15 protein-coding genes are annotated in these 20,340 nt (G+C 76.3%); 14 read left to right on the top strand and 1 reads right to left on the bottom strand.

Going from position 1 to position 20,340, the window contains the following annotated elements:
- Positions 1-647: 647 nt before the first annotated feature.
- The 7 genes from ssd to ABTX81_RS04385 all read left to right on the top strand — a co-directional run bounded on the left by ssd (position 648) and on the right by ABTX81_RS04385 (position 6,333).
- Entirely contained in the window at positions 648-1,772 is a 1,125-nt protein-coding gene (gene ssd / locus ABTX81_RS04415) for a septum site-determining protein Ssd (RefSeq protein ID WP_350541451.1), read from the top strand.
- Complete coding sequence (locus tag ABTX81_RS04410; protein WP_350541450.1) at positions 1,772-3,115, top strand: TadA family conjugal transfer-associated ATPase; 1,344 nt, start codon at positions 1,772-1,774, stop codon at positions 3,113-3,115. The genes ssd and ABTX81_RS04410 overlap by 1 nt, the downstream gene beginning before the upstream one ends.
- A 150-nt stretch (positions 3,116-3,265) precedes the next feature.
- On the top strand, positions 3,266-4,324 hold the full coding sequence (locus ABTX81_RS04405; protein ID WP_350541449.1) for a type II secretion system F family protein: 1,059 nt from the start codon (positions 3,266-3,268) through the stop codon (positions 4,322-4,324).
- Positions 4,321-5,142: a type II secretion system F family protein gene (locus ABTX81_RS04400; RefSeq protein WP_350541448.1), complete on the top strand. Its 822-nt coding sequence runs from the start codon at positions 4,321-4,323 to the stop codon at positions 5,140-5,142. The genes ABTX81_RS04405 and ABTX81_RS04400 overlap by 4 nt, the downstream gene beginning before the upstream one ends.
- A gap of 36 nt (positions 5,143-5,178) precedes the next feature.
- A complete protein-coding gene (locus ABTX81_RS04395) occupies positions 5,179-5,457 on the top strand; it encodes a DUF4244 domain-containing protein (RefSeq protein WP_350541447.1) in 279 nt (92 codons plus the stop codon).
- The gene (locus ABTX81_RS04390) at positions 5,447-5,881 is read left to right on the top strand and encodes a TadE family type IV pilus minor pilin (RefSeq protein WP_350541446.1); all 435 of its coding nucleotides are present in this window, start codon (positions 5,447-5,449) and stop codon (positions 5,879-5,881) included. The genes ABTX81_RS04395 and ABTX81_RS04390 overlap by 11 nt, the downstream gene beginning before the upstream one ends.
- Positions 5,869-6,333 carry an Rv3654c family TadE-like protein gene (locus tag ABTX81_RS04385; protein ID WP_350541445.1) on the top strand — a complete coding sequence of 155 codons (465 nt, stop codon included), beginning with the start codon at positions 5,869-5,871 and terminating at the stop codon, positions 6,331-6,333. The genes ABTX81_RS04390 and ABTX81_RS04385 overlap by 13 nt, the downstream gene beginning before the upstream one ends.
- On the opposite strand, the gene ABTX81_RS04380 is transcribed toward ABTX81_RS04385, so the two are convergent.
- The gene (locus ABTX81_RS04380) at positions 6,328-8,883 is read right to left on the bottom strand and encodes a DEAD/DEAH box helicase (protein ID WP_350541444.1); all 2,556 of its coding nucleotides are present in this window, start codon (positions 8,881-8,883) and stop codon (positions 6,328-6,330) included. The genes ABTX81_RS04385 and ABTX81_RS04380 overlap by 6 nt on opposite strands.
- A 222-nt stretch (positions 8,884-9,105) precedes the next feature.
- Here ABTX81_RS04380 and bldG point away from each other — a divergent pair, with 222 nt between their 5' ends.
- The 7 genes from bldG (at position 9,106) to tmk (ending at position 20,295) form a co-directional block, all read left to right on the top strand.
- Positions 9,106-9,447, top strand: a complete 342-nt coding sequence (bldG, locus tag ABTX81_RS04375; protein ID WP_344342978.1) for an anti-sigma factor antagonist BldG — start codon at positions 9,106-9,108, stop codon at positions 9,445-9,447.
- Between the two features lie 212 nt (positions 9,448-9,659).
- Positions 9,660-10,079: an ATP-binding protein gene (locus tag ABTX81_RS04370; protein ID WP_350541443.1), complete on the top strand. Its 420-nt coding sequence runs from the start codon at positions 9,660-9,662 to the stop codon at positions 10,077-10,079.
- A 209-nt stretch (positions 10,080-10,288) separates the two neighbouring features.
- Entirely contained in the window at positions 10,289-10,984 is a 696-nt protein-coding gene (locus ABTX81_RS04365; RefSeq protein WP_350541442.1) for a small secreted protein, read from the top strand.
- Between the two features lie 176 nt (positions 10,985-11,160).
- The gene (locus ABTX81_RS04360) at positions 11,161-12,693 is read left to right on the top strand and encodes a DUF7059 domain-containing protein (RefSeq protein ID WP_350541441.1); all 1,533 of its coding nucleotides are present in this window, start codon (positions 11,161-11,163) and stop codon (positions 12,691-12,693) included.
- Positions 12,694-12,892: 199 nt separating this feature from the next.
- Positions 12,893-13,390, top strand: coding sequence for a DUF3592 domain-containing protein (locus ABTX81_RS04355; RefSeq protein WP_350541440.1), 498 nt, complete (start codon positions 12,893-12,895; stop codon positions 13,388-13,390).
- Between the two features lie 391 nt (positions 13,391-13,781).
- A complete protein-coding gene (topA, locus tag ABTX81_RS04350; RefSeq protein ID WP_350541439.1) occupies positions 13,782-16,664 on the top strand; it encodes a type I DNA topoisomerase in 2,883 nt (960 codons plus the stop codon).
- Positions 16,665-16,923: 259 nt separating this feature from the next.
- Positions 16,924-20,295: a dTMP kinase gene (gene tmk, locus ABTX81_RS04345; RefSeq protein WP_350541438.1), complete on the top strand. Its 3,372-nt coding sequence runs from the start codon at positions 16,924-16,926 to the stop codon at positions 20,293-20,295.
- Positions 20,296-20,340: the final 45 nt, after the last annotated feature.

Genomic DNA, 20,340 nt, shown 5'->3' with positions numbered 1-20,340 from the left:
TACTCGTGGGCGTGCGGGTTTGTGTTTCTGGCCGCTCGGGTACACCATGGAAGTCACGGATCGTTCGCGACCGTGCTAACCCGGTCCGGCTCCTCCCCCCCGAGTCGGGCCGTGGATAGACGACCCCCGCTCTCCCCCCCGGCGGGGGTCGTCGCACGTCCGGGCCCATTTTCAGGGCTTGAACGGCCCGCCGCGCGGATCTGCCGGTCGACCTCGGTGACGTCTACAGGGGGTGTCGGCGGCTGGCTGCGATCCCGGGTTTTCGTCACTCTCCGTAGAGTATCCGTAGGACATCGCTCATGGCCCGTTCCGGCCCGCGCCGCTTCCGGAATGGGGCCCGGACCTGCCCCGGGGAGCGCGCGCTCCGCACCCGGCTATCCGGCCGGGCCGGTATGGCGGTTCATCTCCGTGAGGCCGTTTCGTCAATTCTTTGTCCAATAGCCCCCCGTGTGGGTGAACGTTTTCGTCCACAGCCCACGAGTTGTCCACAGGGATTCGGAACCCGGCGGTCGTAATCCGGATCACCGTCCACCGTGATGTCCGGCAGCGCTTGCCGGGCCCGTGCCGCGGGCCCGGCCACCGGCTGCCGGACCGCCGGAGTGCCGGACCGCCGGAGCGACGGACACCAGGACGACAGGGGAGCCGCCATGACGAAGCCCATCACCGACCACGCCACCACCGGCGGGCCGGAGCCCGCCGGGCCGCTCGTCCTCACCGGGGACGACGGCCTGGCCGAGGAGCTGCTGCGGATCTGCGCGGCGGCCGGCACCGAGCCGCGGCTGATCCGGGGCGCTCCGCCGCCGCGCGAGCTCTGGGAGGGCGCGTCGCTGGTCCTGGTCGGCGACGACCGGTCCGGGCAGTGCGCCGGGCTGCCCCGCAGACCCGGGGTGCTGCTGCTCGGGCTGGACCTCGACGACGCGGGCGTCTGGGTCAGGGCCGTCCAACTCGGCGCGGAGCACGTGCTGTTCCTGCCGGACGCCGAGGCCTGGCTGCTCGACCGGGTGGCCGACGCGGCCGAGGGGGTCGGCGCCCCCGCGCGTACCGTCGCCGTGCTCGGCGGGCGGGGCGGCGCGGGCGCCTCCACCCTGGCCTGCGCGCTCGCGGTCACCGCCGCACGCCGGGGCCTGCGCACCGTGCTGGTCGACGGCGACCCGCTCGGCGGCGGGCTGGACATCCTGCTCGGCGGCGAGACGGCCGCCGGCCTGCGCTGGCCGGACCTCGCCGGATCCCGGGGCCGGGTGAGCGGCGCCGAACTCGCCCGGGCGCTGCCCGCGCTCAAGCGGCTCGGCACCCTGTCCTGCCTGTCCTGGGACCGCGGCGACACCCTCGCGGTGCCGCCCGAGGCGATGCGCAGCGTCCTGGCCGCCGCCCGCCGCCGGGGCGGTCTCGTGGTGGTCGACGTGCCCCGGCGGCTGGATCCGGCGGCCGGGCAGGCGCTGGAGCAGTCCGACACGGCGCTGTTGGTGGTGCCGGCCGAACTGCGGGCGGTGGCGGCCGCCGACCGGGTGGCGGCGTCGGTCCGGATGCGGCTCGACGACGTGCGGGTGGTGGTGCGCACGCCGGGTCCCCTCGCCCTCCCCGCGCACCGGGTCGCCCGGGGGCTGCGGACGCAGCTCGCCGGGGTGCTGGAGCCGGAGCCCGGCCTGGCCGTCGACCTCGAACAGGGCGTGCCGCCCGGCATCCGGGAGGGCGGGCCGCTCGCCCGCTTCTGCGGGGCGTTCCTGGACGAGGTGCTGCCGCCGGTGCCGGCGGTCGAGGGAGGTGTCTCCTGATGGTGCGTCTGCGCAAGGCCGGCTGCGGCCCGGTCGTCGACCGCGGCGGTCCGGGGCCGCGCGAGCGGCGGGCGCTGCGGAGCGTCCCCGGCGCCGTGAGCCTCCCGGCGGCCGCTCCCCGGCCCGAACCGAACCCTTACGGCCGGACGGCACGGGAGGAGCGCGCAGCAGCGCTGGTCGACGCCGTGCGGCTGCGGCTGGCCGAGTCCGGGGCGCCGCCGACCGCCGGCTCGGTGGCGACCGCGCTGCGCGCCGCCCGGCCGCCGCTCGGCGGCGACGACGTCCTCGACACCGTGCGCTCGCTCTGCGCCGAACTGGTGGGTGCGGGCCCGCTGGACCGGCTGCTGGCGGCGCCCGACGTCACGGACGTCCTGGTCAACGGACCGGACGAGATCTGGTTCGACCGGGGCGGCGGTCTGCGCCGGGCCACCGGGATTCGCTTCGCCGGTCCGGAGGCGGTGCGCCGGCTGGCCCACCGCCTCGCCACGGCGGCCGGGCGGCGGCTCGACGACGCGCGGCCCTGGGTGGACGCCCGGCTGCCGGACGGCACGCGGCTGCACGCCGTCCTGCCGCCGATCGCCGCCGGCTGCACCCACATCTCGCTGCGGGTGTGCCGACCCAGGCCGTTCAGCCTCGACGAGCTGGTGGCCGGCGGGGCGCTCCCGCCGTGCGGCGGCGAGCTGCTGGCCGCCGTCGTGCGGGCCAGGCTCTCGCTGCTGGTCAGCGGGGGCACCGGCACGGGGAAGACCACGCTGCTCGCGGCGTTGCTCGGCCTGGCGGGTCCGGAGGAGCGGATCGTCGTCGCCGAGGACTCCGCGGAACTGCGCCCCGACCACCCGCACGTGGTGCGGCTGCAGGGTCGCCCGCCCAATCAGGAGGGGCTGGGCGAACTCACCCTGCGGGACCTGGTCCGCCAGGCGCTGCGGATGCGGCCCGACCGGCTGGTGATCGGGGAGGTGCGCGGGCCCGAGGTCGCGGACCTGCTCGCCGCCCTCAACACCGGCCACGAGGGCGGCACCGGGACGGTCCACGCGAACACGGCGGCGGACGTGCCGGTCCGGCTGGAGGCGCTCGGCTCGCTGGCCGGACTGGACCGCCCGGCCCTGCACAGCCAACTCCGGGCCGCCCTCGACCTGGTGGTGCACCTGGTGCGGGACCCGGGCACCGGGCGCCGCCGCGTCGCCGAGATCCACACCCTGGGCGGTGACCGGCACGGACTCGCCGTCACCACCCCGGCGGTGACGTTCACGGCGGACGGCGCCACGGTCCCGGGCCGTGGCTGGGAGCGGCTGACCGGCCTGCTCGCCGCCCGGGGAGCCGCCGTCGAGGAGGGGTCGCCGTGACGGCCGGGTGGGCGGAGGCGGCGTTCGCGCTGCTGATGGGCGGCTGCGCGGCGGGCGCCCTGCTGCTCCTCGGGCCGGGCAGCGGACCGAGGGCGCGAAGGGAACGGGGCGGTGGCGGCGATGGCGGTGACGGCGAGGGAGGTGGTGCTCATGGTGGTTGACGAGGTGGCGCCGTGGTGGGCGCTGGTGCTGTGCGGGGCCGCGGTGGCGGGGTGGTGCGGGCTGCAGCGGCAGTTGGCGGGTGTGCGCCGGACCGGGGTGGTCCTGGCGGGTGACGGTGACGCCGCTGCCGACGGTGGTGGCAGTGGGGACGGCGGTGACGGCGGCGGTGCGGCGGCCGTGGTCGCGCGGTGGTCGGACGGACTCTGGCGCACCGTTCGGGGCGCTCCCGAACTGCTGCTCCTGCCGGGCGGGTTGGCGGCCGGCTGGGCGACGGCATCGCCCGTCCCGGTGCTGGCGGCCGCCTTGGCCGCCCTGCCGGCGCGGCGATGGCGGCAGCGGCGCGCGACGGCGGCCGAGGCGCGGCACCGGGCGGCCGGCGTGGTGGAGCTCTGCGCCGGACTGGCGGGCGAGTTGCGCGGCGGGGCGACGCCCGAGCAGGCGCTGCACCTGGTGACCACCCGGATCGCCGCCGATCCGGTGGCGCTGCTTCGGCTGGGCGCGGAGCCGGTCGCCCGGCTCGCCGCCGGCCGGTACGGGGCGGACGTGCCCGCCGCGTTCCGGCTGCTCGCCGAACTGCCGGGCGGGAGCGGCGCGGCGGCGGTCGCCGCCTGCTGGGAGGTCGCCTCCGCCGGCGGGTCGGGCCTGGCGGCCGGGTTGGAAGGGGTGGCCGAGGCGCTGCGCGTCGAGCGGGCCCTGGCGGAGGAGATCGGTGCCGAGCTGGCGGCCCCGCGCACCACGATCGCGGTCCTGGCAGCCCTGCCGCTCGCCGGACTGCTGCTGGGGGCGGGCCTCGGGGCCGAACCGTTGGAGGTGCTGCTCCACACGTCCGCCGGGCTGGCCGCCCTGGCGGCGGGCACGGCCCTGGAGGTGGTGGGCCTGGTCTGGACCGGCCGCATCGTCCGGGCGGCCGCCGAGGGCGCCCTGGGCTCCGCCCCGGTGAGGGAGGCCGGGCCGGGGCCGGAGGAGTGGCGGTGCGGGATCAGCCGGACCCGCGCCCGGTCCGGTCGGCCGAGTGCGGCCTTCCGCCGGGAGGTGGGGTGCGGATGACCTGGCCGGCGGAGACGGCCGGTGCGGCGGTGCTGCTGGCCGCGATGGCCGCGGTGGCCGCGGTGGCCGCGATGGCCGACGGTCCGGTTCGGCGCGGACGGCGGGCGCGGCGAAGGGCCGCTGCGCTTCTGGGCGCCGGGGAGCCGCCCCGGCCGTGGCGGAGCGGCCGATCGGCGGCGGCGCGGGCGAGCCCCGTCCTCCCGGGACGGGCCCGGCGGGTGGCGACGGTGGTGGTGGCCGGGCTCGGGGCGGCGGCCTTCCTCGGCGGACCGGGAGGTCTGCTGGCGGGCGGACTGCTGGCGGTAGGGCTGCACCGGTGGATGCCGCGGGCGAGATCCCCGGCGGAGCGGTGGGCCGTGCTGGAGCGGGAGCGGCTGGTGCGGCAGCTGCCGCTCACCGCCGAGCTGTTGGCGGCCTGCCTCGGATCCGCGGCCTCACCGGCGGCGGCCGTGGCGGCGGTCGGCGCGAGCGTGGACGCCCCGATGGGTCCGCGGCTGCTGTCGACCGCGGCCGAACTCGCCCTGGGATCACCGCCGGAGGTCTGCTGGCGGCGGCTCGGCGAGGAGCATCCGCCGCTGGCGCCGTTGGCCCGGTGCCTGGTCCGGACGAGCCTGAGCGGTGCCCCGGCGGCGGCGGCGCTCTCCGGGCTCGCGAGCGGCCGGCGGGCGGAGGCCGTCCGGACGGCGCACGCCCGGGTCCGCCGGGCCGGGGTGCTCGCGACGGCGCCGCTCGGGCTGTGCTTCCTCCCGGCCTTCGTGCTGGTCGGTGTCGCCCCGGTGGTCATGGGGCTCACCAGCCGTTTCTCGCACGCGATGTGACGCAGGACCGAACCGAATCGATGCAAGGAGGGAAACATGAACGTGGCGATCAAGTCCGTGCGCGGGGCCGCTGTCGGGGCCGCTGTCGGGGCCGCTTTCGGGGCGGTGCGACGGGTCCGGCCCGCGATCGGGCCTGCGATCCGGCGACGGATCCGGGCCAGGGGCGGCTCGGACGCGGGGATGTCCACCGCGGAGTACGCGGTCGGCACGCTCGGCGCGTGCGCCCTGGGGGCCGCTTTGTACAAGGTTGCGACCAGCGCGGCCGTGTTCGAAGCCCTGTCCGGCGCCCTGGACCGGGCGCTCCATGTGGCCTGACCGGCCGTCGCGGCAGGGGCAGCGGCAGGGGCAGCGGCGACGACGGCGCGGCGACGGCGGATTCGTCACCGCCGAGACCGCCGTCGCGCTGCCGGCGCTGGTGCTGCTGGGCGTGCTGCTGGTCTGGGCCGTGCTCGCCGCGGCCGCCCAGCTCCGCTGTGTCGACGCGGCACGGGCGGGCGCCAGGGCGGCCGCGCGCGGGGAGGCCGATGCCGCCGGGGTGGCGCGGGATGCCGCGCCGGCCGGGGCGGCGGTCCTGGTCGAGCTGGCGCCGGACACCGTCCGGGTCACCGTGGAGGCGCCGTACGGAGCGCCCGGGCGGTTCGCGGAGGTGCTCGCGGTGCGGCTGAGCGCCACCGCCGTCGCGGCCCGGGAGGACGGCTCGCCGGCAGTGGAGGGAGGTGCGGGCGCATGGGCGGGCTGAGGGTGCCGGCGCGGCAGCCGCCGCGCCGGGCCGACACGGGGTCGGCGACGGTCTGGCTGCTGGCCTGGGCGCTGCTCGGCTGCCTGGCGTGCACCGCCGCGCTCTCGGTGGGCGCGGTGCTCGGCGCCCGGCACCGGGCGGAGTCCGCCGCCGACCTGGCGGCGCTCGCGGCGGCCGACCGGCTGCTGCTGGACGCGGACGGCGGCTGCGGCCGGGCCGGGGCGGTGGCGGCGGCGCAGCAGGCCGCCGTGGTCGCCTGCGCGGTGGACCGGGCGGAGGACGCGGTCGAGGTGGTGGCCCAGGTGCCGGTCGCCCGGCTGCCGCTGCGCCTGCCGGTCGGTCCGGCCCGGGCGCGGGCCCGGGCCGGACCGATCAGGGCGCCGGTGGCGCCGACGGACGAGGACGCGCGGGCCGCGCTGGGCGAGGCCGGGCAGCCCGGGGGCGGCTCATGAGGTGTCCGGTGAGCCCGCGTCGGTGGGCCCGTCCGTCCGCTGCTCGGTCTCCGGCCCTGCCTCCCGCCCCGCCTCCTGCTCCGCCGCCCGGGACGCCGCCTCGGCGTCGTCGGCCGCCTCGGCTGCCGCCTGGGCCGCCTCCACCGGGTCCGCCGCGAGCGTCGGCGCGGGCTGCACGGCCTGCACGGCTTGCGCGGACCGTCCGGCTGGTGCGTCCGGCTCGGGCGCTCCGGCGGCCGCGGGAGCGCCGGCGAGCAGCACGTCCAGCAGCCGGACGGCGGCCGCCTTGTCCAGCGGGTCGTTGCCGTTGCCGCACTTGGGCGACTGCACGCAGGAGGGGCAGCCGCGCTCGCACTCGCAGGCGGCGATCGCCTCCCTGGTGGCGGTCAGCCACTGCACGGCCCGCTGGAAGCCGCGTTCGGCGAAGCCCGCCCCGCCGGGGTGGCCGTCGTAGACGAACACGGTGGGCAGCCCGGTGTCGGGGTGCAGCGGCACCGAGACGCCGCCGATGTCCCAGCGGTCGCAGGTGGCGAAGAGCGGCAGCAGGCCGATCGAGGCGTGCTCGGCGGCGTGGGCGGCGCCGGGCAGCTGGTCGGGCGGGATGTCCGCGTCGAGCAGCTGGTCCTCGGTGACCGACCACCACACGGCCCGGGTGCGCAGGGTCCGGGGCGGCAGGTCGAGCTTGCTCTCGCCCATGATCTCCCCGGTGGAGATCCGCTTGCGGAGGTAGCCGACCACCTGGTTGACCACCTCCACCGAACCGAAACTGAGCCGGCCCTCGCCCCACTCGACGGTGGTGTCGGTGGAGAGCACGGAGACGGAGGTGATGTCCCTGGCGGCGGTCGTGTAGGGCGGGTCGGCGGGGTCGACCAGGGCGACCGAGCTCTCCAGGTCGAAGTCCCGGACGAGGTAGGAGCGGCCCCGGTGGAGGTGGACGGCCCCGGTGTGCACGGTGGTGTGGGCGGCGGAGGCGTCCACGGTGCCGAGCAGCCGGCCGGTCGGCGCCTCGACGATCTGCACCGGGCTGCCGCCGCTGCCCCGCAGGTCGACGGCGTCGGCGGCGCGCTCGCGGCGGGTCCAGTACCAGGCGTCGCCGCGCCGGCGGAGCAGTCCGCGCCGCTCCAGCACCGGCAGCAGCGGCGCGGCCGAGGGGCCGAACAGCTCCAGGTCCGGGTCGGTGAGCGGCAGCTCGGCGGCCGCCGCGCACAGGTGCGGGGCGAGGACGTGCGGGTTGTCCGGGTCGAGCACGGTGGCCTCGACCGGGGTGGCGAACAGCGCCTCCGGGTGGTGCACCAGGTAGGTGTCCAGCGGGTCGTCCCGGGCGATCAGGACGGCCAGCGCGCCCTGGGCCTCGCGTCCGGCCCGGCCGGCCTGCTGCCAGAGCGAGGCCCGGGTGCCCGGGTAGCCGGCCATCAGGACGGCGTCCAGGCCGGAGATGTCGACGCCGAGTTCGAGGGCGGAGGTGGAGGCGAGGCCGAGCAGCCGGCCGGACTGCAGTTCGCGTTCCAGGGCCCGGCGCTCGTCGGCGAGGTAGCCGCCGCGGTAGGCGGCGACCCGGTCGGCGAGCGGACGGGGGAGCTGGTCCTGGGTCTGCAGTGCGACGAGTTCGGCGGCGCGCCGGGAGCGGACGAAGACGACCGTGCGGGTCTCCCGTTCGACCAGGTCGGTCAGCAGGTGGGCGGCCTCGGCGGTGGCCGTCCGGCGGACGGGCGCGCCGTGCTCGCCGACGTTCTCGGTGAGCGGGGGCTCCCAGAGCCCGAAGACCATCGGGCCGCGCGGGGAGGCGTCCTCGGTGACCGCCTCGGCCGGCAGGCCGGTGAGGCGGCGGGCGGTGACGGCCGGGTCGGCGGTGGTGGCGGAGGCGAGCAGGAACACGGGCGAGGAGCCGTAGCGGGCGCAGATCCGCCGCAGCCGGCGCAGCACCTGGGCCACGTGCGAGCCGAAGACGCCGCGGTAGCCGTGGCACTCGTCGACCACGACGTAGCGCAGGGCCTTGAGGAAGGAGGACCACCGGGCGTGCGCGGGCAGGACACCACGGTGCAGCATGTCCGGATTGGTGAGCACGTAGGAGGCGTACTGGCGGACCCACTCGCGCTCCTCGGGCGGGGTGTCGCCGTCGTAGAGCGCGGCCCGGACGCGGGGCGGGGCGAGTTCCGCGGCCCGGCGGCGCTGGTCGGCGGCGAGCGCCTTGGTCGGGGCGAGGTAGAGCGCGGTGGCTCCCCGGCCGTTGGGCGCCTCGGTGCCGTCCAGCAGGTCGGAGAGCACCGGGGCGAGGTAGCCGAGGGACTTGCCCGAGGCGGTCCCTGTGGCGATCACCACAGATTGACCGGATTTGGCCAGGTCCATCGCCTCCGCCTGATGGGCCCAAGGGTGCCCGACACCCATGGCCTGGGCGGATGCGGTGATCTCGGGCCGGATCCAGTCGGGCCACGGCGCATAACGGGCGGGCCGGGCGGGAAGGTGCTCCGTATGGGTGAGCCGGTCCGACCGCCCTCGGGTGGTGGACAGGGTCGTGAGCAGTGCCTCGGGCAGGCTGTGACGCGGCGGCATGAGGACCCAGTGTGTCACCGGCGTGACGGAGAATCGTCCTAAGCCATCGTGCGGGCATGGTCGCAGGTGGTTGAATGTGGCGGTGACGGCCGTACGGCCGGGGGTCGCAGCGCTGAGGCTTGCCACGCACTGGCTGGGTGTGCCCGGAGCTCGCGACCATGCGGTGGCGGCCGTCCGGCCGAGGATCGCAATGACGTAGCAAGGCAAGGTGCTGGAGGTTCCGTGGACCTGTCCCTGTCGACCCGTACAGTCGGCGATCGCACGGTCGTCGAGGTTGGCGGCGAGATCGATGTGTACACCGCCCCCAAGCTGCGCGAGCAGCTGGTCGAGCTCGTCAACGACGGCAGCTACCACCTCGTCGTCGACATGGAGGGCGTGGACTTCCTGGACTCCACCGGCCTCGGCGTGCTGGTGGGCGGTCTGAAGCGGGTGCGTGCCCACGAGGGCTCGCTGCGCCTGGTGTGCAACCAGGAGCGCATCCTGAAGATCTTCCGGATCACCGGTCTGACCAAGGTCTTCCCGATCCACAACTCGGTGGACGACGCGGTCCAGGCGACCGACTGATCAGCGAGACCGACTGATCAGCGGTACCGATTGATCAGCAGGACCGACTGACCCGGCCGGGTCGGCCCTTGGTGGCCGGCCCGCCCGATCCCTATGCGTCCGGGGAGCCGGGGCCGCGCGCCCCGGCCCGTCCGGCCGCCCCAGGGCCGGTCGACACCGGCCCGCAGGGGCCGTGAGCCCGGCCCCGGTCGGAGCACCCCGAGGGGGAAGAGATGGCAACCGTCGAACTTCGATTCAGTGCGCTTCCCGAGCACGTGCGGACGGCCCGGCTGGTAGCCGCGGCAGTCGCCAGAAGGGCCGGGGTCGACGAGTCGGTGCTCGACGAGGTGCGGCTCGCCGTGGGCGAGGCGTGCTCCCGCGCGGTCGGCCTGCACCAGCGCGGAGACGTCAAGGGCGCGGTGCGCGTCGCGTTGATCGACCAGAAGAAGCGTTTCCTCATCGAGGTCGAGGACGAGGCCGGCCTCGACACCGTCCCGACCGCCGGCACGGCGGACGGCGCCGAGCCGGACGAGGACGCCCTCGGGCTCGCGGTGCTCACCGGCCTGGTCGAGGACCTGGAGGTCACCGCCGGTGCCGGCGGAGGGCTGATCCGGATGAGCTGGCCCGCCTCGGTGGACGCGCTCGCGCTCTGACGCGCGGCGCCCGCTCCGTCCGTCCTGCACACCCGTTCCGTCCGTCCTGCACACCCGTTCCGTCCGGCGTGCCCCGGCACGCCGGGAGCGGCCGGGCGCGGCTCGGCGTGCCGGGGGCGGAACGGGAGCGGTCCGGGCGGGAACCGGGGGTCGAACGGCGGCCGTGTAGGTTCGCAGTTCGACGACCGAAACCGAAAGGGCTTCTCCCGGTGAACAAGCGACTGCTGGCCGTACCCGTGCTCGGGGCGCTGCTCGCGTTCGGCGCCGTCGGCTGCGGCGACGACAACAGCAAGCAGCTGGAGTCCTGGGCGGCGAACGTGTGCGGCGCTGCCAAGGACCCGATCGCCCAAGCGCAGACCGCGCTGGCGGACACCGCGCAGGTGAAGACCGGCGAGGCCCCGGCCGACCTCCAGAAGCGCCTCTCGGCGGACATCGGCCGGCTGGCCAAGACCAACCAGGACATCGCCGCGGCCATCGACGGGGCCGGCGCCCCCAAGGTGGACGACGGCGCGACCCTGCAGAAGGACACCGTCGCCGAGCTCAACAAGGCGGCCGACGGCTACCTCGACATCCAGAAGAAGCTGGACGCGCTCGCCAACGACGACCAGTCGAAGTTCGCCGACGGGCTGCGCAGTGTGGGCGACCAGATCCGGCAGCTGTCCGCGCTCTCCACGCAGGCGCAGGGCAAGCTGCAGCGCGGCGAGCTGGGCGCGGCGATGGCCAAGCAGGAGGGGTGCAAGCCGGGTTCGGCCGCCGCCGCGCCGACGGCAGGCTCGACCGACACCCCGGCGGCCGCGCCGACGGACGCGGCCACCGGCGCGCCCACGGACACCGCCACGGCGGGCGCCGGCGAGGGCGCGAGCCCGGCGACGGGCGCCCCGACCCCCGCTCCCTCGGCGAGCTGACCGACCGCACCCGCAGCCCCCTGGGCGCCGCGCCTCCCGCGCCTCCCGCGCCTCCCGCGTCGCCGCACCCGTACCCCCTCGGCCCGACGGCCGAGGGGGTCGTCGGCGTCGCGGAGCGGAGGCCGGGAAGGCCGGGAAGGTCGGGCGCGGGGTGCCGAGCGGGGGACAATGGCGGGGTGATCAGTAGCCCCGTTCTCGACCCGACCCGCCTCGCCAAGCTGCGCGAGGCGCTGCTCGCCGCCTCGTACACCGCCGACGGCTGCCTGGACCTGCTCGGGCCCACCGGGTACGCGGCGCTGGCCCGCAGCGAGGCGGTGCCCGCGCTGCGCGCGACCCGCGGCGGCAGCCCGCTGGAGACGCTGGTGCGGCTCTTCCTGCTGCAGCAGCCCGTCCCGTACAAGGCGGCCGCCGCCGCGCTGCCGGTGGAGGACTGCCTGGCCGACGGCTGGCTGCGCCCGGACGGCGAGCTGGTGCGCGCCACCGTGGACATCCGCCCGTACGCCAACGAGGTCGCCGGGCTGCCGGGTTCGGACGCCTGGGTGGTCTCCGACCTGGGCTGCGCGGTCGGCGGCGCGGGCGGGATCGGCTCCGGCGAGACCGCGCACGGCGTGGCGCGCAAGGACCTGGTGCTCGGGGTCGGCGGCGCGTCCACCACGCTGGCCAACATCACGGTGCGCCGGCCGGTCGGTTCGGTGCTGGACCTCGGCTCCGGATCCGGCGTGCAGGCGCTGCACGCCGCCCGGCACGCCCAGCGGGTGACCGCCACCGACCTCAACGCGCGGGCGCTGCGCTTCACCGAGCTGACCCTGGCGCTGTCCGGCTTCGCCAACACCGAGACCGCCGTCGGCAGCCTCTTCGAGCCGGTGGGGGAGCGGCGGTTCGACCTGATCGTCTCCAACCCCCCGTTCGTGATCTCGCCCGCCGGCCGCTTCACCTACCGGGACGGCGGGATGGCCGGGGACGACCTCTGCCGCAGCCTGGTCCGCTCGGCCGCCGCCCACCTGGAGCCCGGCGGCTACTGCCAGCTGCTGGCCAACTGGCAGCACGTCAGGGGCGAGGACTGGCACGACCGGTTGGCCGGCTGGGTGGCCGGAACCGGGCTGGACGCCTGGATCGTCCAGCGCGAGGTGCAGGACGTGGCCCAGTACGCGGAGCTCTGGCTGCGCGACGGCGGCGACCACCGCGGCCCCGGCGGCGACTACCGGGCCCGCTACGGCGAGTGGCTGGACGCCTTCGAGGCCGGCCGGGTCGAGGGCATCGGCTTCGGCTGGATCACCCTGCGGGCGAGCGGCGCCGAGCGGCCGACCGTCCGGGTGGAGGAGTGGCCGCACCCGGTGGAGCAGCCGCTCGGCCCGCACATCGAGGAGTGGTTCGACCGGCAGGACTTCCTGCGCACCCACGACGACGCGGGCCTGCTGGCGGCGCGGTACGTGCTGGCCGACGAGGTCGTCCAGGAGCAGGTGGGCGCGCCGGGGGCGGAGGATCCGGAGCACGTGATCCTGCGTCACAACCGGGGGATGCGCCGGGCCACCAAGGTGGACACGGTGGGCGCCGGCTTCGTCGGGGTCTGCGACGGGACGCTCTCGGCGGGCGAGATCGTCGACGCGATCGCCCAGCTGCTCGGCGAGGACCGGGTGGTCCTGCGGGACCGCGTGCCGGAGTCGCTGCGGCTGCTGACCGAGCAGGGGTTCATCCGGCCGGTGGCCTGAGAGCCGGTGGCCCGAGAGCCGGCGCCCTGGGAGCAGGCGCCCTGTGAGTCGGCGGTCCGGAGGCAGCAGGCCTCCGGACCGCCGGTTCACGTTCCGGCTCCCCCCGGTTCGTCGGTCGTTCGCCTGACATCTTCCCCTCGTTGGCCCCGGACTGTGAGGCTCTGTCCACAGGCTGTGGACAGGGCTGGGGGCGGCTGGGGTGGAAACGACGACGGCGACGGTGGGGGGCGCGATACTCGCCCTCTTCGGAGGCGCACTCCTGCTCTGGTGCGCCGCCGAAGTGCGCCTGCGCCACCGAGTGCGCCGCCGAGGCCGGCCGGCCGTCGCGACCGTGGTCGCCGAGGCCGACGCGCACGGCGAGCTCGACAGCGCGCCGCTGCTCTCCTTCGCCACCGAGCCCTCGACCGTCGGGGCGCAGGGGGTGGGGGCGCACACGGCGCACAGCAGCGGCACCCTGGCCGTCGAGGCGTGCGAGCTGGTGCTCACCCGCCCGCGCGGCCACACCCCGCTGCGGCGCCCGCCCCGGCTCGTCCCGGGCACCTCCGTCCGGATCGCCTACGACCCCCGCCGCCCCGGCCTCGCGGTGCTCGCGCCGGAGGAGAGCGGTCCGCGGACCGTCGTCGCCGACCTGCTGTGGACGGCGCTCGGCCTGGGCTGCCTGGCCGCCGCGGCGCTCCTGCTGCTCGTCGCCGCGTAACCGGCCCCGGACCCCGGCCCTCGTCCCCAGGGCAGGCCCCTCCCCGGCACCGGGGAGCCGGCACCGGGGACCCGCGCCGGCGGGATCCGGGGGCGGATATTCCGTTGACAGATTTTGAAATCCGTCATTCCATCCTTCGAAACCCGCCGAAGCCCCCCTCCGCAGGGCGCGATCCGTTGCGCTCGGGTTACCGTTCGAGTGGCGTCGGTCGGCCTTGCCGGTGAAATTGCGGGATCCGTCCGTTTGACAAGGGTGGCCGGGGTACGGTCACACTCCGCTGGTGGGGTCGTCGTACAGCGGCAGCCCCGGGACGGTGGAGGGGTCGGGCGGAGCGCAGCCCGTGCTGCCAGCGCCGACCAGCTCACGTAACGACCGGGAGAGAAGAGCGAAGGTGTCCCCGAGCAGCGAGACCGCGCACGGACAGCGACTCGTCATTGTCGAGTCGCCGGCCAAGGCGAAGACGATCAAGGGCTACCTGGGCCCCGGCTACATCGTCGAGGCCAGCGTCGGGCACATTCGCGACCTCCCCAGCACGGCCGCCGAGGTCCCGGACAAGTACACCGGCGAGGTGCGCCGTCTCGGTGTGGACGTGGACCACGACTTCGCGCCGATCTACGTGGTCAACGCGGACAAGAAGTCCCAGGTCAGCAAGTTGAAGTCGCTGCTCGCGGAGTCCGACGAGCTCTTCCTCGCCACCGATGAGGACCGCGAGGGCGAGGCCATCGCGTGGCACCTCCAGCAGGTGCTCAAGCCCAAGGTGCCGGTGCACCGCATGGTGTTCCACGAGATCACCAAGGCCGCCATCCAGGAGGCGGTGGCCAACCCGCGCGAGCTGAACCAGCGCCTGGTCGACGCCCAGGAGACCCGTCGCATCCTCGACCGCCTGTACGGCTTCGAGGTCTCGCCGGTGCTCTGGAAGAAGGTCATGCCGAAGCTGTCGGCCGGCCGCGTGCAGTCGGTCGCGACCCGGCTGGTGGTCGAGCGCGAGCGCGAGCGGATGGCGTTCCGCTCCGCCTCGTACTGGGACCTGGTCGGCACCTTCGGCACCGGCCGCACCCCGGCCGACGCGGCCAACCCGGAGAGCTTCGGCGCCCGGCTGATCGCCGTCGACGGCAAGCGGATCGCCAGCGGCCGCGACTTCGGCCAGGACGGCCGGCTCAAGGCGGGCAGCGCCAACACCCTGCACCTGGACGAGCAGGCCGCCCGCGCGCTGGCCGCCGCCCTGGAGCAGACCGCGTTCTCGGTGCGCGGCGTCGAGTCCAAGCCCTACCGCCGCTCGCCGTACGCGCCCTTCCGCACCACCACGCTCCAGCAGGAGGCCAGCCGCAAGCTGGGCTTCGGCGCCAAGCGGACCATGCAGGTGGCCCAGAAGCTGTACGAGAACGGCTTCATCACCTATATGCGCACCGACTCCACCACGCTGTCGGAGACCGCCGTCGCCGCCGCCCGCGCGCAGGTCACCCAGCTGTACGGCGCCGACTACCTGCCGGACGCGCCGCGCACCTACGCCTCGAAGGTGAAGAACGCGCAGGAGGCGCACGAGGCGGTCCGCCCGTCCGGCGACCGCTTCCGCACCCCCGCCGAGACCGGTCTGAGCGGCGACGACTTCAAGCTCTACGAGCTGATCTGGATGCGCACCGTCGCCTCCCAGATGAAGGACGCGGTCGGCCAGTCGGTCACCGTCAAGGTGGGCGGCCGGGCCGCCGACGGCCGGGACGTCGAGTTCTCCGCCTCCGGCAAGATCATCACCTTCCACGGCTTCCTCAAGGCCTACGTGGAGGGCGCCGACGACCCGAACGCCGAGCTGGACGACCGCGAGCGCCGGCTGCCGCAGGTCTCCGAGGGCGACCCGCTGGCCGCCGAGCAGCTCACCCCCGAGGGCCACGCCACCAAGCCGCCGGCCCGGTACACCGAGGCCTCGCTGGTCAAGGAGCTGGAGGACCGGGAGATCGGCCGCCCCTCCACCTACGCCTCGATCATCGACACCATCATCGGCCGCCGGTACGTCTTCAAGAAGGGGACGGCCCTGGTGCCGTCGTTCCTCTCCTTCGCCGTGGTCAACCTGCTGGAGAAGCACTTCGGCCGGCTGGTCGACTACGACTTCACCGCGAAGATGGAGGACGACCTCGACCGGATCGCGGCCGGCGAGGCGCAGTCCGTGCCGTGGCTGAAGCGCTTCTACTTCGGCGAGGGCGGCGAGGGCGCGGCCGCGGGCGGCGCCGCCGAGGCCGGCAACGGTGACGGCGACCACCTGGGCGGCCTGAAGGAACTGGTCACCGACCTCGGCGCGATCGACGCCCGGGAGATCAGCTCGTTCCGGGTCAGCGACGACATCACCCTGCGGGTCGGCCGCTACGGCCCGTACGTGGAGCGTGCCTCCGAGGTCGAGGGCGAGCCCGGCCAGCGCGCCGACATCCCGGACGAGCTGCCGCCGGACGAGCTGACCGTCGAGCTGGCCGAGGAGCTGCTGGCCCGTCCCAGCGGCGACTACGAGCTGGGCCAGGACCCGGTCAGCGGCAACATGCTGGTGGCCAAGGACGGCCGCTACGGCCCGTACGTCACCGAGATCCTGCCCGAGGGCACGCCCAAGACCGGCAAGAACGCCGTCAAGCCGCGCACCGCCTCGCTGTTCAAGACGATGGCGCTGGACACCGTCACCCTGGACGACGCGCTGAAGCTGCTCTCGCTGCCGCGCGTGGTCGGCGTCGACCCGGAGGGCGTGGAGATCACCGCGCAGAACGGCCGCTACGGCCCGTACCTGAAGCGCGGCACCGACTCCCGCTCGCTCACCGGCGAGGACCAGCTGTTCACGGTCACGCTGGAGGAGGCGCTGGCGATCTACGCCCAGCCCAAGCAGCGCGGCCGGGCCGCCGCCGCGCCGCCGCTCAAGGAGCTGGGCACCGACCCGGTCAGCGAGCGTCCGGTGGTGGTCAAGGACGGCCGGTTCGGGCCGTACGTGACCGACGGCGAGACTAACGCCACGCTCCGCAAGGACGACGCGGTCGAGACCATCACGCCCGAGCGCGGCTACGAGCTGCTCGCCGAGAAGCGGGCGCGCGGGCCGGTGAAGAAGACGGCGAAGAAGGCCCCGGCGAAGAAGGCGGCGGCCAAGAAGACCGCGACCAAGACCGCCGCCAAGAAGACCACCACGGCGGCCAAGACGGCGGCGAAGAAGACCACCACCGCGAAGAAGGCCGCCACCAAGACGGCGGCCAAGAAGACCGCGGCGAGCAAGAGCGCCGCGAGCAAGACCACCGCCACCGACGAGGGCTGATCCCCGGTCGGTCGCATCCGGGCCCGCGTCCGCCCCGGCGGCGCGGGCCCGAACCGTTCCCCGGCCCGCCCCGGCCCGGCCCGGCGGGTCCGGTCGGGTCCGGGGGAACCGGCGGAACGGTGGCCGGGGGAAGCGGTGGGGAAGTGGCGGGCAGCGGGCGTGACAGGGGCGTACGCGGATCGTCACAACCCGGTGGCGGCGCCCTTCCGGAGCCGCGCTCCCCTCCTTTGCGTCGAGCCCCGACCGCTACGCTGACCGTATGACGAGCGAGGAGCAGCCCACCCCCAGCGCCGCGGCGGCCGCCGGCACCGGCACGCCCGACCGGCCGGAGACCGCGCCCGCCGGGACCGCCGGTGAGCGGATCCGGGCGCTGCTGCGGCTGCGCCCCTACCGGCGGCTGTGGACCACCCAGCTGATCGGCGGCACCGCCGACCGGCTCGGCCTGCTGGTGCTGCTGGTGCTCACCGTGGTCGCCGCCGTGCTCGGCGGAGCGTTCGGCGACCCGCCGCGCAGCCTGCCGCTCGCCGTCGCCGCCGTCTTCGCCGCCCGCCTCGCCGCCACCGGACTGGTCGGCACCGCCCTGCTCGGCCCGGTGCACGGGCTGCTCGGCGGGAGGCTCGACCGGCGCTGGACGATGCTCGGCGCCGACGCGCTGCGCGCCGTGCTGATCGGCGTCGCCCCCTGGTGGATCGTCTGGCTGGGCTCCGGCCCGAAGCCCTCCGGCGCCGCGACCTGGGTGCTGCTCGCCACCGTCTTCCTGACCGGCGCCGCCGATCGGGTCTGGGCGATCGCCAAGGCCGCCTCCGTCCCCGCGCTGCTGCCGCCCGCCGACGCCTACGCCCCGGTGGCCGAGCGGCGGCCGTCCGCCGCCAACCTGGCCACCGTCCGGACCCTGGACCACCGCACCGGCCTCGCCACCGCGCCGCTCGGCGCCGCCGCGCTGATCGCGCTCACGCTGCTCAACAACGTCTGCGCGGCGCTCGGCTCGGACTGGCTGCGCGCCCACCAGACCACCTTCGCCGCCCTCGGCGCGGCCGCGCTGTTCGCCGTCTCGGCCGTCCGGGTCCACCTCCAGCAACTGCCCGGCGGCTCCGGCCCGGTGCCGCCCGTCTCGCCGCTGCGGGGCCTGCGCGCCCCCACCGACGCGACCCCCGGCCCGGCCCTGGCCAAGGGCCGCACCGGCTCCGCCCCCTACTTCACCTTCGCGGTGTCCGCCGGGTTCGCCGCGATGGCCGGCGTCGCTGCGCTGGCCCTGCTGACCGCCGCCGAGCACCGCGCCGGGCCGATCGGCTACGGCCTGCTGGTGCTGGCCGCCACCGGCGTCCCCGCGCTCGGCGGCCGGCTCACCCGGGCCGTGCTGCCCTCGCTCTCCCGCCGCCGGCTGCTCGCGCTCGCCCTGCTGACCGAGGGCGTGGCGCTGATCCTGGCCGGCCTGGTACCGGACTTCGTGCTGGTCCTGCTGCTCACCGTGCTGGCCGCGCTGGCCGCCGGAGTGGCGATCTCCACCGGCCGCACCCTGCTCGCCCAGGAGGTCGAGGAGGTCCGGCTGCCGCAGGTCACCGAGCACCTCGACGCGGTGCTGCTGGTCGTGGTCGGCGCCGCGCTGGTCGGCGTCCCGCTGATCGCCGCCGCCTACGGGGACGTCGAGTACGGCACGGTCGAGCCCGGCTCGTTCACCTTCATCCACGGCGGCGCGGCCCTCGCGGTCGCCACCGCCGGACTGCTCACCCTGGTGCTGGCCGCCGTCGTGCTGCTGCGCACCGACGACCGGCGCGGCACCGTGCCGTTCGGCCGGGACCTGGTCGACGCGGTGCGCGGCGCCACCGGCCCGGCCCCGCACCGGGCGGGCACCGGCTTCTTCATCGCCCTGGAGGGCGGCGACGGCGCCGGCAAGTCCACCCAGGCCCAGGCGCTCGCCGAGTGGATCCGCGGCAAGGGCCACGAGGTCGTGCTCACCCGCGAGCCCGGCGGCAGCCCGGTCGGCCAGCGGCTGCGCGGCCTCGTCCTGGACGTCGGCAACACCGGCCTCTCGCACCGCGCCGAGGCCCTGATCTACGCGGCCGACCGGGCCGAGCACGTCGAGAACGTGATCCGCCCGGCGCTGGCCCGCGGCGCGGTGGTGATCACCGACCGCTACATGGACTCGTCCATCGCCTACCAGGGCGCCGGCCGCGACCTGGCCGCCACCGAGGTCGCCCGGATCTCGCGCTGGGCGACCGGCGGCCTGCTGCCCGACCTGACCGTCGTCCTGGACGTCGACCCGACCCGGGCCCGGGAGCGGTTCACCGAGGCGCTGGACCGGCTGGAGTCCGAGCCGACCGAGTTCCACCAGCGGGTCCGCTCCGGCTTCCTGGCGCTCGCCGCCGCCGACCCGGCGCGCTACCTCGTCGTCGACGGCAGCCAGGCCCCCGGCGTCGTCACCACCGCGATCCGCCACCGGCTCGACCGCGAGCTGCCGCTCTCCGAGCAGGAGAAGGCCGCCCGCGCCGAGCAGGAGCGCAAGGCGGCGGAGGAGGCGCGCCGCCGGGCCGAGGAGGAGGCCCGCAAGCGCGCCGAGGAGGAGGCCGCCGAGCGCAAGCGCCAGGAGGTGCTGGCGCAGCTGCGGGCCGAGCAGGCGGAGAAGGAGCGGCTGGCCAAGGAGGAGGCCGAGCGGGCCGCCGCCGAGGCCGCGCGCAAGGCGGCCGAGGAGGCCCGGAAGAAGGCCGAGGAGGAGGCCCGCCGCCGCGCGGAGGAGGAAGCGAAGCGCCGCGCCGAGGAAGAGGCGCGCAAGGCGGCCGAGGAGGCCGAGCGCAAGCGGCTCGCCGAGGAGGCGGCCGCCCGGGCGGAGCTCCAGCGGCAGCGCGAGCTGGCGCGCGAGGAGCAGCGGCGCCGGGCGGAGGAGGCGCTGCAGCGGGCCGAGGAGGCGCGGCTGGCGCAGGCCGCCGCGCTGGCGGCGGCTGCGGCGGCGGCCGCCGAGGCGGCGGAGCGCGCGGGTGGTGCGGGTGCGGCGGGCGCCGGTTCGGGTGCGGCGGACGACGCGGCGACCACCGAGCTGCGGGCCGTGAAGGACACCGGGCCGGCGGGTCCGCGGACCGGGCAGGCCGACGACGCGACCCAGGAGCTCGCGCTGCGGGGCCCGGGCGCGGCGGACCTCACGGCGACGGCGAAGCTGCCGGTGGTGCCGGACGGGCCGGCGGCCGACGAGACGGCCGTGCTGCCGCGGATCCCGGCGGAGGACGCCGACCGGACGGCGGTGCTGCCCCGGATCGAGCCGGGCGCCCCGGCCGACCGGGCGCCGTCGGCCCGTCGGCGGGACGAGCGGGCGGGCGGCGAGGAGCGCCCGGTCGAGCGCACCCGTGAGCTGCCGGTGGTCGACCCCCGGCAGGGGCAGCCCGCCGCCGACCAGCGGCCGCGTCCGGACTGGGCGGAGGAGACGCCGCTGGACGACCTGCCGAGCCTGACGGACACGCTGCTCGGCTCGCGCGAGGAGTGGGCCCGCTGGGACCAGGCCGACCGTCCGCGTCCCGGTGGCGTCGGCGGGGCCGGCGGAGCCAGTGGCGCCGACGGCCGGGGCGGTCAGGGAGGCCGGGACGGTCAGGGCGGTCAGGGCGACGGCAAGGGCAAGGGGCGTCGCTGGGGCCGTCGGAGCTGACCGGCGGTCCGTCGGAGCCGACCGGCGGTCAGGCCGGTCGGCCGG

It is taken from the genome of Kitasatospora sp. NPDC097605, assembly GCF_040302725.1.
GTDB lineage: Bacteria > Actinomycetota > Actinomycetes > Streptomycetales > Streptomycetaceae > Kitasatospora.
This window is presented reverse-complemented; position numbering and strand designations above follow the sequence as displayed.

Coding starts and splice junctions, on each gene's coding strand:
- ssd (WP_350541451.1), top strand. CDS start 648: ATGACGAAGCCCATCACCGACCACGCCACCACCGGCGGGCCGGAGCCC.
- ABTX81_RS04410 (WP_350541450.1), top strand. CDS start 1,772: ATGGTGCGTCTGCGCAAGGCCGGCTGCGGCCCGGTCGTCGACCGCGGC.
- ABTX81_RS04405 (WP_350541449.1), top strand. CDS start 3,266: ATGGTGGTTGACGAGGTGGCGCCGTGGTGGGCGCTGGTGCTGTGCGGG.
- ABTX81_RS04400 (WP_350541448.1), top strand. CDS start 4,321: ATGACCTGGCCGGCGGAGACGGCCGGTGCGGCGGTGCTGCTGGCCGCG.
- ABTX81_RS04395 (WP_350541447.1), top strand. CDS start 5,179: ATGAACGTGGCGATCAAGTCCGTGCGCGGGGCCGCTGTCGGGGCCGCT.
- ABTX81_RS04390 (WP_350541446.1), top strand. CDS start 5,447: ATGTGGCCTGACCGGCCGTCGCGGCAGGGGCAGCGGCAGGGGCAGCGG.
- ABTX81_RS04385 (WP_350541445.1), top strand. CDS start 5,869: ATGGGCGGGCTGAGGGTGCCGGCGCGGCAGCCGCCGCGCCGGGCCGAC.
- ABTX81_RS04380 (WP_350541444.1), bottom strand. CDS start 8,883: ATGCCGCCGCGTCACAGCCTGCCCGAGGCACTGCTCACGACCCTGTCC.
- ABTX81_RS04370 (WP_350541443.1), top strand. CDS start 9,660: ATGGCAACCGTCGAACTTCGATTCAGTGCGCTTCCCGAGCACGTGCGG.
- tmk (WP_350541438.1), top strand. CDS start 16,924: ATGACGAGCGAGGAGCAGCCCACCCCCAGCGCCGCGGCGGCCGCCGGC.